The sequence below is a fragment of the Marinobacter sp. AN1 genome (genome assembly GCF_026013985.1).
Classification (GTDB): Bacteria; Pseudomonadota; Gammaproteobacteria; order Pseudomonadales; family Oleiphilaceae; genus Marinobacter; species Marinobacter segnicrescens.
This window is the reverse complement of the sequence record NZ_CP110342.1, coordinates 3,494,374-3,507,277: the sequence shown is the minus strand read 5'-3', so window position 1 is coordinate 3,507,277 and position 12,904 is coordinate 3,494,374. Positions and strand designations below refer to the sequence as shown.

At 56.6% G+C, this 12,904-nt stretch carries 7 protein-coding genes, 2 tRNA genes and 3 rRNA genes; 10 read left to right on the top strand and 2 right to left on the bottom strand.

Translation table 11 applies throughout. The annotated features are described in order from the left end of the window. The first annotated feature begins 92 nt into the window (after nucleotides 1-92). Genes argC through erpA form a run of 4 tightly spaced genes read left to right on the top strand, consistent with a single transcriptional unit; the run spans nucleotide 93 to nucleotide 2,827 of the window. Entirely contained in the window at nucleotides 93-1,130 is a 1,038-nt protein-coding gene (gene argC / locus LJ360_RS16215) for an N-acetyl-gamma-glutamyl-phosphate reductase (RefSeq protein ID WP_091854307.1), read from the top strand. 13 nt (nucleotides 1,131-1,143) lie between these two features. Further along, on the top strand, nucleotides 1,144-1,884 hold the full coding sequence (locus LJ360_RS16210) for a DUF6776 family protein (protein WP_091854306.1): 741 nt from the start codon (nucleotides 1,144-1,146) through the stop codon (nucleotides 1,882-1,884). 2 nt (nucleotides 1,885-1,886) lie between these two features. After that, entirely contained in the window at nucleotides 1,887-2,414 is a 528-nt protein-coding gene (locus tag LJ360_RS16205) for a bactofilin family protein (RefSeq protein ID WP_091854304.1), read from the top strand. Nucleotides 2,415-2,473: 59 nt separating this feature from the next. After that, nucleotides 2,474-2,827, top strand: coding sequence for an iron-sulfur cluster insertion protein ErpA (gene erpA / locus LJ360_RS16200; protein WP_091854302.1), 354 nt, complete (start codon nucleotides 2,474-2,476; stop codon nucleotides 2,825-2,827). Nucleotides 2,828-2,887: 60 nt separating this feature from the next. Here erpA and LJ360_RS16195 read toward each other — a convergent pair whose 3' ends face one another. Both LJ360_RS16195 and LJ360_RS16190 read right to left on the bottom strand, forming a co-directional pair. Next, entirely contained in the window at nucleotides 2,888-3,991 is a 1,104-nt protein-coding gene (locus LJ360_RS16195; protein ID WP_091854300.1) for an anhydro-N-acetylmuramic acid kinase, read from the bottom strand. A 4-nt stretch (nucleotides 3,992-3,995) separates the two neighbouring features. After that, nucleotides 3,996-5,441, bottom strand: a complete 1,446-nt coding sequence (locus tag LJ360_RS16190; protein WP_091854298.1) for an OapA family protein — start codon at nucleotides 5,439-5,441, stop codon at nucleotides 3,996-3,998. Between the two features lie 286 nt (nucleotides 5,442-5,727). On the opposite strand from LJ360_RS16190, the gene tyrS reads away from it, so the two are divergent. The 6 genes from tyrS to rrf all read left to right on the top strand — a co-directional run bounded on the left by tyrS (nucleotide 5,728) and on the right by rrf (nucleotide 12,826). Then, nucleotides 5,728-6,933, top strand: a complete 1,206-nt coding sequence (gene tyrS / locus LJ360_RS16185; RefSeq protein ID WP_091854296.1) for a tyrosine--tRNA ligase — start codon at nucleotides 5,728-5,730, stop codon at nucleotides 6,931-6,933. 386 nt (nucleotides 6,934-7,319) lie between these two features. Continuing rightward, nucleotides 7,320-8,860: ribosomal RNA gene (locus LJ360_RS16180) — 16S ribosomal RNA — on the top strand. A gap of 247 nt (nucleotides 8,861-9,107) precedes the next feature. Then, nucleotides 9,108-9,184 (top strand) — tRNA-Ile (locus LJ360_RS16175). 132 nt (nucleotides 9,185-9,316) lie between these two features. Next, nucleotides 9,317-9,392, top strand: a tRNA-Ala gene (locus LJ360_RS16170). A gap of 333 nt (nucleotides 9,393-9,725) precedes the next feature. Continuing rightward, nucleotides 9,726-12,622 (top strand): 23S ribosomal RNA (locus tag LJ360_RS16165). 89 nt (nucleotides 12,623-12,711) lie between these two features. Continuing rightward, nucleotides 12,712-12,826, top strand: a 5S ribosomal RNA gene (rrf, locus tag LJ360_RS16160). The 16S, 23S and 5S rRNA genes sit together here with 2 tRNA genes alongside, the layout of an rRNA operon. The last annotated feature ends 78 nt before the right edge of the window (nucleotides 12,827-12,904 follow it).

Here is a 12,904-nt window from a genome sequence, read left to right as displayed (position 1 = left end):
AGACGTTAATGATGACGTTCCTTCAGAGCCCTGACCGTGCGGTGGGGTGAAGGCACGCATTGTCATATTCACAGGCCGAGCAGGAGAGATTGGTGATTAAAGCAGGTATTGTCGGCGGAACAGGGTACACCGGGGTTGAGCTTCTGAGGATTCTGGCCACGCATCCGGATGTGGAGGTGTCCTGTATCACCTCGCGATCGGAAGCCGGTATGGCTGTCGCTGATATGTATACCAATCTTCGCGGCTACTACGACCTCAGCTTTACCGAGCCTGACGTGGAGGTGCTTGCAGGCTGTGACCTGGTCTTCTTTGCGACTCCCCACGGTGTTGCCATGCGCATGGCACCTGAATTGCTGGCCAGGGGTGTCCGGATTGTGGACCTGTCAGCAGATTTCCGGATTCGTGACCTGGATGTGTGGGCTCGCTGGTATGGTATGCCCCACGAAACGGCAGAATGGGCAGCGAAGGCCGTATACGGTTTGCCGGAGGTGGCCCGTGAGGCCATCAGGCAGGCCGAGCTGGTTGCCAATCCCGGTTGCTATCCTACAGCGGTACAGTTGGGCTTCCTGCCATTGCTGGAGAATCGACTGGTCCGGACGGGTCACCTGGTTGCGGATGCCAAGTCTGGCGCCAGCGGAGCCGGGCGCCAGGGCAAGGTTGGGATGCTCCATGGTGAGGTAGGCGAGAGCTTCAAGGCCTATGGTGCCTCCGGACACCGGCACCTGCCCGAAATTCGCCAGGGGCTGGAGCAGATGGCCGCTGGCAGGGTAGGGGTCAGCTTTGTACCGCACCTTGTCCCGATGATCCGGGGTATCGAAGCAACGCTCTATGCTGAACTGAATGATCCCGCAGACTTTGATCGCCTGCAGGCGTTGTATGAAGAGCGCTACCGGGATGAGCCTTTCGTCGATGTCATGCCTTTCGGTAGCCATCCGGAGACCCGCAGCGTGCGGGGTGAAAACAGTTGTCGCATGGCGCTGCACCGGCAGGAAGACAGCCCGGTGGTCATTGTTACCTCTGTTATCGACAACCTGGTGAAGGGAGCCGCGGGCCAGGCCGTACAAAATATGAACATCATGTTTGGTCTTGATGAGCGTGCGGGCCTCAGGGTTCCTGCGCTGTTGCCCTGATGGAATTGGCGCCTTGAGCGAAACGCGAAATTCCCGGGATGAGTATGTCATTGTCCCTCGCCGGCGGCACCCGAAGCCCTGGCGGGTGATAGGTGTGTTAATGCTATGCGCCCTTTCGGGTGCCGTTGGTTATGGTGTCGGCTGGTCTCAGGGCGGGCACCGTATCGTGGATGTGGTGCAGACCCGGCCTTCGTTGGCAAGGGAGCTTGCCGAGGTTACCCAGGAGTACGACGAGGTTCGCCGCAGGATGGTGCAGCTTGAGCGGGCCAGTGCGATTGACGAGCAGGCCCTGACGACAGCTCGTAACACCATTGCGGAACTGGAGGGGCGCCAGGCGGCGCTGGAAGCGGACCTCACCTTCTATCGAAAAATCATGGCACCGTCCGAGGTCAGCAAGGGGCTGCAGGTGGATCAACTGAGCCTGCGGCAAGGTAGGGTCGAGGGTCAGTACGCTTTCAAACTGGTATTGACCCAGGTTGGTGACAACAAAAGCTACATTTCGGGCGTCGTGGTAGTGAATATCATAGGGGACCGGAACGGCGAACAGGAAGTGATTCCCCTGCGGGACCTGTCCGGTGACGTGGAGGAGCTGGGCGTGCGTTTCCGCTTCCGGTATTTCCAGGATGTGGAGGGAATGCTGACCTTGCCGGATAATTTTGAACCCTACGAAATCCAGGTGGTTGCCAAGGCTGAAGGAAATAAGGCCTCTGAGGCTGAGCGAACCTTCGACTGGCGGCAAATCACGAGGAATTGAGCATGTTGAGCAGGAAAAAGCAGAAAGGCAGGCGTCCCCAGGGTCGGTTCGATACCCTGATATCGGCAAAGACACGGGTAGAAGGAAATATCCACTTCACCGGTGGGTTGCATGTGGATGGCCGTGTTCAGGGCAGCATCATTGCTGATGAAGAGTCCGGGGCAGCGTTGGTCCGCCTGTCCGAGTGTGGTGAAGTCGAGGGAGATGTCGTCGCTCCCAACATTATCATCAACGGCACCGTAAAAGGTGACGTTTTTGCCCGTGAGCATCTTGAACTGGCGCCCAAGGCCGCCATAACGGGTAACGTATATTACAACCTTGTGGAAATGGCGGCCGGTGCGTCAGTTAATGGCAATATGGTTCACAGCAGGGACCCAGACTCTTTGCCGCGACCTCAGCTGCCGGGTGCGGCGGATAAGCAGAAGCCGGTCGGGCTGCAGGGAGACGACCTGCCGGATGACAGTCCGGGTGAGCCGGGTGCGAACCCGATGGATGAACGGAAGTCAGCCGGTCAGGCTGGTGGAGAATAGTTGATCAAATTGGTCGGGAATACCATAATGGCATCATTCCAGGATGTCAGGAGGCAGAATTGAGCGCAGTTCAGGAACAAATAGCCGTACCCCTGTTTTTCAGCGACAGTGCGGTCGCCAAGGTAAAAGAGCTCGTAGAAGAAGAGGGTAACCCTGACCTCAAACTGCGGGTGTTCGTCACCGGTGGTGGCTGTTCCGGCTTCCAGTACGGTTTTTCGTTCGATGACAGCCAGCAGGAAGACGACACCGCCATCGAGCGGGACGGCGTGACCCTGCTTGTGGATCCTATGAGCTACCAGTACCTGGTTGGCGCAACGATTGACTATCAGGAAGGGCTGCAAGGCTCGCAGTTTGTGGTTCAGAACCCCAATGCCACTTCCACCTGTGGGTGCGGCTCGTCGTTTTCTATCTAGCAACAGTCGGTACCAGCGCACGCCAGTGTGCCGGTACCCGCTCACACTCCTGCCGGTAAATCACGCTGGGTAGATGCCCCCCAGAACCCGCGGGCCACTTGCCCCTGTTACTGCAGGCACGTTGCCGGCGAGGCCCTCCATGGTTTGCCTGGCTAGCCAGGCAAAGGCAGCTGCCTCAACCCATTGCGGATCAATTCCCAACTCCGAGGTGGTGCTGACTGAAACCTTGTCTGGTTCCAGTAGATCCCGCAGACGGTTCATCAATGCCACGTTCTTCGCGCCCCCACCGCAGACATAGACCGCCAACGGCCGGGCTTCGGGTAGCTGGCGGGTAATGGTGAGAGCGGTCAGCTCCAGAAGGGTGCGCTGGACGTCAGCAGGATCCGTATCCGGCCACTGGCGTAGCTTCGCATCCAGCCAGGCGGCGTTGAACAGTTCCTTACCGGTGCTTTTCGGGACTGGTCTGTCGAAGTAGGGCTCCTGAAGGAGTCCCTCCAGAATACGAGCTTGCAGCTGTCCGCTGGCCGCCCAGTCGCCGTTACGGTCAAAAGGTTCGCCCAGGTGGTGCTGGGCCCAGCTGTCCATCAGGCCATTGCCAGGGCCTGTGTCAAATCCTCCCCCCGCTGACTCATTGCCGGCGGGGAGCCAGCTGAGATTGGCGATGCCGCCTATGTTGACCAGTGCCCGGTGCTGGGTATCCGAGCCAAAAACGGCATGGTGAAACGCGGGCACCAGGGGCGCACCCTGGCCTCCGGCCGCCATATCCCGTCTCCGAAGGTCAGCGACCGTCGTGATACCTGTGCGTTCAGCGATGATGTTGGGATCACCCAGTTGCAGGGTAAACGGAGTGGCACCATCGGGCACGTGGCGGATAGTCTGACCGTGACTGCCGATTGCCTTTATTGGACCGGATTCCGGGCTCTTGCGGATCAGCGCATTGGCTGCAGTGGCGAAGAGCTCGCCGAGCTCATGGTCGCTATGACCGAGTTCGTCTGGTGTGCCCCGATTCTGGCTGAGCGCTGTCAGGGTCTGAAGGAGCGTGGTGGGAATGGCTTCGGTGTGTGTGGCAATCAAGGAAGCCCTGCCGGCCTCCGTCAGGTCCACCAGCGCGGCATCGACGCCGTCCATGCTGGTGCCTGACATCAGGCCGATGTACAGGGCCACTGGTTTACTGGTCCCGGTCGGAAACGGCTTCCTGGGCCATGGCAATCTGGCGGAAGCCCTCTCCCAGCGTGTTCAGCTGTGCAACCTGCTGTTGAGTGGCGGTCTTGAACCGGGCCATCTCGCTGTCGGGGATCGGGCTCGCCTCCGGCAGGTCGATGGTCCTGGAGTTGCGGGCGACGCCGTTAACCCGGAATTCGTAGTGCAGGTGCGGGCCTGTCACCATGCCGGATGACCCGACGTAGCCAACCGTCTGTCCCTGCTTGACCCGGGTGCCGCTGGAAATGCCCTTGCCCAGGCCGCTCATGTGGGCGTACAGGGTGCTGATGTTGTCACCATGGGAGAGCACCACGGTGCGGCCATAGCCGCCTTTCCAGCCAGCAAAGGAAACTCGTCCATCGCCGGCAGCCTTGATCGGCGTGCCGGGGGGTGCGGCATAATCTGTACCTTCGTGGGGACGAACCACGTCAAGTACCGGGTGGCGACGCTGCAGGTTGAACGGTGATGACACCCGGGCGTTGATGGGTGTGCGCAGGAAAGCCTTGCGCATGCTGTTGCCGTCCGGAGTGTAGTAATCGCTGTCGCCACTGGAATCGGTGTAGTGAAGGGCGACGACTTCGCGGCCACGGTTGACGAAGCGTGCAGCAACAATTTTGCCGTCATCGATTTTTTCGCCATCCAGGTACAGCTCCTCGTAAACCACCTCGAAGCTGTCGCCTTTACGGATGTCGTAGACGAAATCGATATCCCAGCCGAAGATGCCGGCCAGTTCCATGGTGATGCGATCATCCAGCCCGGCTTCTTTGCCAGCCAGGTAAAGGGAGCCTTCAATCTCTCCGGAGGCGAACGCCAGTCTTGGCTCGGGCTCTGCCATTACCGTTTCACCGACATAGCCTTCTTCAGCAAGGGTGATTAGTAGTGACTCAAGCCGGCTACGGTCCAGGCGCACCTTGACCAGCTCACCCTGTTCGTTGGTGGCAAAGGCCAGCGTTTCGCCAACATAGAGGTGTTGCAGTTTGTCGGCTTCGCCTTCGCCATGGATGACGGCAAGCATCAGGCGGTCATTGAATCCGGCCTGCTTGAACAGGGAAGACAGGGTATCGCCCCTCTCAACCTTCAGTTCGCTCCAGGTCAGAGCCGGTTCGGCCGGTTCGGTGGGAGCGTCTGCTACGGACTCTTCTGGTGCCTCGGCGGTTGGCTTGGTGTCTGTCGCCGTCGGGGCTTCAGCCGGCTGGGAGGGTGCGGATTTTTCCGGGCTTGGTGAGCTGGCCTGTTCGGACCGTGCTGTCAGTTGCAGTGCCGATACGGGCTGTCCAGGCTTTTCCAGGTCCAGGTTGACAGTCATGCGCTTGGCTTCGACATCAGCACTGGGGCTGAAAACCAAAGTGGCGCCCACCACGAGACTGATACCGGCGGCGGCGATGAGATGGAGCTTGGGGAACGTTTTGATCACGTCGAAAACCTGTATTTTTGTCGCTACGTCGGTAGCTTGTATGATCTGATTCAAGTTCTGGCTCAAGTATAGAGCAAGCAGAATCGTATAAAAAGCGCTCGCCGTCACAGCGAAAAACAGCGTAACGGCAGATTTTCCCGATTCGGCTGATATAATCCGCGACTTCTTTTCTGTGTCCGGGCAGCCGGTGACGCGTTAAATGTATCAGGGTTTGCCGTTACGCTCAGCTTACTTTTGTTGAGGTCTGTAACGGCAGCGCCCGTTTTTGCTATGGGGTTCGAGGATTATGGCATCGATAGAGGAAGCGCTGGCGATCATCAAGCGTGGTGTGGATGAGCTGATTCCCGAAGAAGCTTTGGTCGAGAAGCTGAAGCAGGGTCGCCCGCTGCGCATCAAGGCCGGGTTTGATCCCACGGCTCCTGACCTGCACCTTGGTCATACTGTATTGATTAACAAGCTTCGCCAGTTCCAGGACCTGGGGCACGAGGTTATCTTTCTCATCGGTGACTTCACTGGAATGATTGGTGACCCTACGGGCAAGAGCGCAACCCGGCCGCCGCTGACTGAGGAGCAGGTGCGGCAAAATGCCATCACCTATAAAGAGCAGGTGTTCAGGATCCTTGATCCGGAGAAAACCACCGTTGTCTTCAATTCCGAGTGGATGGGCAAGATGACGGCGGCGGACATGATTCGCCTGGCCGGCCAGTATACCGTAGCCCGGATGCTGGAGCGGGATGATTTCGACAAGCGCTACCGCGCCGAGCAGCCCATTGCCATTCACGAGTTCCTTTATCCGCTGGTTCAGGGTTACGACTCCGTCGCACTGAAAGCTGACGTCGAACTCGGTGGTACCGACCAGAAATTCAACCTCCTCATGGGGCGTATTCTGCAGAAGCACTACGGCCAGGAACCCCAGGTCATTTTGACCATGCCGATCCTTGAGGGGCTTGATGGTGTCCAGAAGATGTCCAAGTCCTTGGGCAACTACGTGGGTGTCAGTGATACGCCGGGCGAAATGTACACCAAGCTTCTGTCCATGCCGGATGAGTTGCTGTGGCGGTACTTCGAGTTGTTGAGCTTCCGCCCGCTGACTGAGGTGGCGGAGTATCGCAAGGCCGTTGAGGGCGGGGCGAATCCCCAGGAATTCAAGAAGATCCTCGCGGAGGAAATCATTACTCGTTTCCATGACGCGGAAGCGGCAGCCAGCGCCCATAAGTCTGCGGGTAACCGGGTGGCGCTTGGCGAGATCCCCGAGAACGTTCCGGAAGTTGAAGTGTCGCTCGATGGCCAGGATAGTCTGCCAATCTCGGCGGTGCTTCGGTTGGCCGGGCTGGTGAAGAATGGTGCAGCGGCGAAGGATGTGCTCGGGCGGGGTGCTGTCTATATAGATGGGCAGCAGCTCGAAGATGTCGGTCGGCAGTTCTCCAGGGGCGAGAATGTGGTGATCCAGGCTGGCAAGAAGAAAATTGCACGGGTTTTGGTTACCGATTGAGCGATTCTGAAGAAAAACGAACTTTTTCAAAAAGGTCGTTGACAGAAAACGGTGGGGCTGTAGAATGCGCCCCACTTCGACAGGGAACGCCGGCGACGGCGGAACCGGGAAGGGAAGTAAGCGGTTGTAAGGTTTGGGTTTTTTCGGTGTAAGGCTTCTTCGGAAGCGGCGACAAAAACTTCAAAATAACCGTTGACAAGGTAGCGATCTGATGTAGAATACGCGGCCTTGATTGAGCAGACGCTCAACGCTCTTTAACAAGTTGACCAAGTAATTCGTGTGGGCGCTGGCCGAGACCATCTGGCAACAGATATCGAGGCAGCGACTCGTCGAAATATGAGTTTTGTCTTGAGCAAGATTAGAGATCTTCGGATCTTGTATGATTTAAACTGAAGAGTTTGATCATGGCTCAGATTGAACGCTGGCGGCAGGCTTAACACATGCAAGTCGAGCGGTAACAGGGGGTGCTTGCACCCCGCTGACGAGCGGCGGACGGGTGAGTAATGCATAGGAATCTGCCCAGTAGTGGGGGATAGCCCGGGGAAACCCGGATTAATACCGCATACGCCCTACGGGGGAAAGCAGGGGATCTTCGGACCTTGCGCTATTGGATGAGCCTATGTCGGATTAGCTTGTTGGTGGGGTAATGGCTCACCAAGGCGACGATCCGTAGCTGGTCTGAGAGGATGATCAGCCACATCGGGACTGAGACACGGCCCGAACTCCTACGGGAGGCAGCAGTGGGGAATATTGGACAATGGGGGCAACCCTGATCCAGCCATGCCGCGTGTGTGAAGAAGGCTTTCGGGTTGTAAAGCACTTTCAGTGAGGAGGAAAACCTTATGGCTAATACCCATGAGGCTTGACGTTACTCACAGAAGAAGCACCGGCTAACTCCGTGCCAGCAGCCGCGGTAATACGGAGGGTGCAAGCGTTAATCGGAATTACTGGGCGTAAAGCGCGCGTAGGTGGTTTGATAAGCGAGATGTGAAAGCCCCGGGCTTAACCTGGGAACGGCATTTCGAACTGTCAGGCTAGAGTGTGGTAGAGGGTAGTGGAATTTCCTGTGTAGCGGTGAAATGCGTAGATATAGGAAGGAACACCAGTGGCGAAGGCGGCTACCTGGACCAACACTGACACTGAGGTGCGAAAGCGTGGGGAGCAAACAGGATTAGATACCCTGGTAGTCCACGCCGTAAACGATGTCTACTAGCCGTTGGGACTCTTGAAGTCTTAGTGGCGCAGTTAACGCACTAAGTAGACCGCCTGGGGAGTACGGCCGCAAGGTTAAAACTCAAATGAATTGACGGGGGCCCGCACAAGCGGTGGAGCATGTGGTTTAATTCGACGCAACGCGAAGAACCTTACCTGGCCTTGACATGTTGGGAACTTTCCAGAGATGGATTGGTGCCTTCGGGAACCCAAACACAGGTGCTGCATGGCCGTCGTCAGCTCGTGTCGTGAGATGTTGGGTTAAGTCCCGTAACGAGCGCAACCCTTATCCCTAGTTGCCAGCACATCATGGTGGGAACTCTAGGGAGACTGCCGGTGACAAACCGGAGGAAGGTGGGGATGACGTCAGGTCATCATGGCCCTTACGGCCAGGGCTACACACGTGCTACAATGGCGCGCACAGAGGGCTGCAAACCCGCGAGGGGGAGCCAATCTCACAAAACGCGTCGTAGTCCGGATCGCAGTCTGCAACTCGACTGCGTGAAGTCGGAATCGCTAGTAATCGTGAATCAGAATGTCACGGTGAATACGTTCCCGGGCCTTGTACACACCGCCCGTCACACCATGGGAGTGGATTGCACCAGAAGTGGTTAGTCTAACCTTCGGGAGGACGATCACCACGGTGTGGTTCATGACTGGGGTGAAGTCGTAACAAGGTAGCCGTAGGGGAACCTGCGGCTGGATCACCTCCTTAACGAACGCTGGAGGTTTCGGTCAGAGTCCACACGAATTACTTGGTTAACGTGAAGAGAGCAAAAGGGTCTTTGCAGGCCCGGCTGTGAAGTGCTTCTCCTGGAGAAAGCATGAAGCAGAGATTAGCGCTGTAGATTGTGGCAGCTGACAAGGCGCAGGCTGAGTGAAGGAGGGAGCGTACACACGTACGTGACCGAGTGAACGAAGACTGCAACGCAGCTCAGGTGGCACAAGATGCAGTGATAATTGGGTCTGTAGCTCAGGTGGTTAGAGCGCACCCCTGATAAGGGTGAGGTCGGTGGTTCAAGTCCACCCAGACCCACCAGAATTGACCAGCTCGTCGTTGCGCCCGGACTCGCATACTGAAGTATGCTTCGCCCGAACGCGCCTAGATCTGATCAATTCTCCGAGTACGGCGAGTCAACGAAATTGCCGGCTTGGTGAGTGGTTTCTATTAGGGGCCATAGCTCAGCTGGGAGAGCGCCTGCCTTGCACGCAGGAGGTCGGCGGTTCGATCCCGCCTGGCTCCACCATAAACAGATCGACGAACCTGATTGCCTGACGTTATGTCAGTGTGCAGAAAAAAGTGTTTCAACGCGGTGACGTTGTAAGCCCTTCTTTCTGATCACTGGGTCAGAATTGCTCTTTAACAATTCGGATGAGATTGAAACACGAAATTCTGTTCTTCTAGTTCAGAACAGAGTTTCAGCGATAACGATCAAGCGTTATCCGGTGTGTCGTTGAAGTGGTTGTTTATAGCTTCAGTCGGCTGTCTCTGAACGTCATCATTGGATGATCACGAACCTGGCTTGCCAGGGGAAGGTCAAGCGGTGTTGATGCACAGGTCAGTTGTCTTGGGGTTATATAGTCAAGCAACTAAGCGCATACGGTGGATGCCTTGGCAGTCAGAGGCGATGAAAGACGTGGAAGCCTGCGATAAGGCTCGGGGAGCTGGCAAACAAGCTATGATCCGGGCATCTCTGAATGGGGAAACCCACCGACTTTCGGGTCGGTATCTTACACTGAATCCATAGGTGTAAGAGGCGAACTCGGGGAACTGAAACATCTAAGTACCCGAAGGAAAAGAAATCAACCGAGATTCCCTCAGTAGCGGCGAGCGAACGGGGACCAGCCCTTAAGCTGGACAACTGGTAGGAGAAGGCCCTGGAAAGAGCCGCCATAGTGGGTGATAGCCCCGTATCCGAAACCTGAGTCCAGTGAAATCGAGTAGGACGGGTCACGTGTAATCCTGTCTGAACATGGGGGGACCATCCTCCAAGGCTAAATACTCCTGACTGACCGATAGTGAACCAGTACCGTGAGGGAAAGGCGAAAAGAACCCCTGTGAGGGGAGTGAAATAGACCCTGAAACCGTATGCGTACAAGCAGTCGGAGCGGACTTGTTCCGTGACGGCGTACCTTTTGTATAATGGGTCAGCGACTTATGTTCAGTGGCGAGGTTAACCGTATAGGGGAGCCGTAGGGAAACCGAGTCTGAATAGGGCGACTTAGTCGCTGGGCATAGACCCGAAACCGGGCGATCTATCCATGAGCAGGGTGAAGGTGCCGTAACAGGCACTGGAGGCCCGAACCCACTGTCGTTGAAAAGCCAGGGGATGACTTGTGGATCGGAGTGAAAGGCTAATCAAGCCCGGAGATAGCTGGTTCTCCCCGAAAGCTATTTAGGTAGCGCCTCGGACGAATACCACTGGGGGTAGAGCACTGTTTCGGCTAGGGGGTCATCCCGACTTACCAACCCGATGCAAACTCCGAATACCAGTGAGTACTATCCGGGAGACACACGGCGGGTGCTAACGTCCGTCGTGAAGAGGGAAACAACCCAGACCGCCAGCTAAGGTCCCCAAGTACCAGTTAAGTGGGAAACGATGTGGGAAGGCTCAGACAGCTAGGAGGTTGGCTTAGAAGCAGCCATCCTTTAAAGAAAGCGTAATAGCTCACTAGTCGAGTCGGCCTGCGCGGAAGATGTAACGGGGCTCAAACTGGTCACCGAAGCTGCGGCTGCATACGCAAGTATGCGGGGTAGGGGAGCGTTCTGTAAGCCTGCGAAGGTGGATTGAGAAGTCTGCTGGAGGTATCAGAAGTGCGAATGCTGACATGAGTAACGACAATGGGGGTGAAAAACCCCCACGCCGGAAGACCAAGGGTTCCTGCGCAACGCTAATCGGCGCAGGGTGAGTCGGCCCCTAAGGCGAGACCGAAAGGTGTAGTCGATGGGAAACGGGTTAATATTCCCGTACCTTGGATAGCTGCGATGGAGAGACGGAGAAGGCTAGGTGAGCCGGGCGACGGTTGTCCCGGTTTAAGCGAGTAGGCAGTGGGTTTAGGCAAATCCGGACCCATAATGTCGAGACGTGACGACGACGACCCTTTTACGGGTTGGAAGTCATTGATGCCATGCTTCCAGGAAAATCTTCTAAGCTTCAGGCTATCCGGGACCGTACCCCAAACCGACACAGGTGGTCAGGGTGAGAATCCCAAGGCGCTTGAGAGAACTCGGGTAAAGGAACTAGGCAAAATGGTGCCGTAACTTCGGGAGAAGGCACGCCGGCGTGTACGTGAAGCCCCTGCGGGTGGAGCGGAAGCCGGTCGAAGATACCAGGCCCCTGCGACTGTTTATTAAAAACACAGCACTGTGCTAACACGAAAGTGGACGTATACGGTGTGACGCCTGCCCGGTGCCGGAAGGTTAATTGATGGGGTTAGCGCTTGCGCGAAGCTCTTGATCGAAGCCCCGGTAAACGGCGGCCGTAACTATAACGGTCCTAAGGTAGCGAAATTCCTTGTCGGGTAAGTTCCGACCTGCACGAATGGCGTAACGATGGGGGCGCTGTCTCTACCCGAGACTCAGTGAAATTGAAATCGCCGTGAAGATGCGGTGTATCCGCGGCTAGACGGAAAGACCCCGTGAACCTTTACTATAGCTTCACAGTGAACTTTGAGCATGCTTGTGTAGGATAGCTGGGAGGCTTTGAAACCCGGACGCCAGTTCGGGTGGAGCCAACCTTGAAATACCAGCCTGGCCTGTTTGAGGTTCTAACTTGGTCCCCTGATCGGGGATGAGGACACTGTGTGGTGGGTAGTTTGACTGGGGCGGTCTCCTCCCAAAGCGTAACGGAGGAGCACAAAGGTGGGCTAAGCACGGTCGGACATCGTGCGGTTAGTGTAATGGCACAAGCCCGCTTGACTGCGAGACAGACACGTCGAGCAGGTGCGAAAGCAGGTCATAGTGATCCGGTGGTTCTGTATGGAAGGGCCATCGCTCAACGGATAAAAGGTACTCCGGGGATAACAGGCTGATACCGCCCAAGAGTTCACATCGACGGCGGTGTTTGGCACCTCGATGTCGGCTCATCACATCCTGGGGCTGAAGCCGGTCCCAAGGGTATGGCTGTTCGCCATTTAAAGTGGTACGCGAGCTGGGTTTAGAACGTCGTGAGACAGTTCGGTCCCTATCTGCCGTGGACGTTGGAGATTTGAGGAAAGCTGCTCCTAGTACGAGAGGACCGGAGTGGACGAACCTCTGGTGTTCGGGTTGTCACGCCAGTGGCATTGCCCGGTAGCTATGTTCGGACAGGATAACCGCTGAAAGCATCTAAGCGGGAAGCCCCTTCCAAGATGAGATCTCCCCGAGGCCTCGAGCCTCCTGAAGAGCCGTTCAAGACCAGGACGTTGATAGGCCGGGTGTGTAAGCGCTGCGAGGCGTTGAGCTAACCGGTACTAATTGCTCGTGCGGCTTGACTATATAACACCCAAGACAATTGCTACAGACAACTGCGATAACCTTGATTGTAACGCATTCAATCTCATCCATCCCAGTGATCAACCGTTTTGCCTGACGACCATAGCGGTCTGGAACCACCTGATCCCATCCCGAACTCAGCAGTGAAACAGACCAGCGCCGATGGTAGTGTGGCGTTGCCCATGCGAGAGTAGGTCATCGTCAGGCTCTTAATCCCAAAACCCCGACAGCGTAAGCTGCCGGGGTTTTTTTATGGGTTTGAGAGCCTGCGGTGCTTCAGCGCAA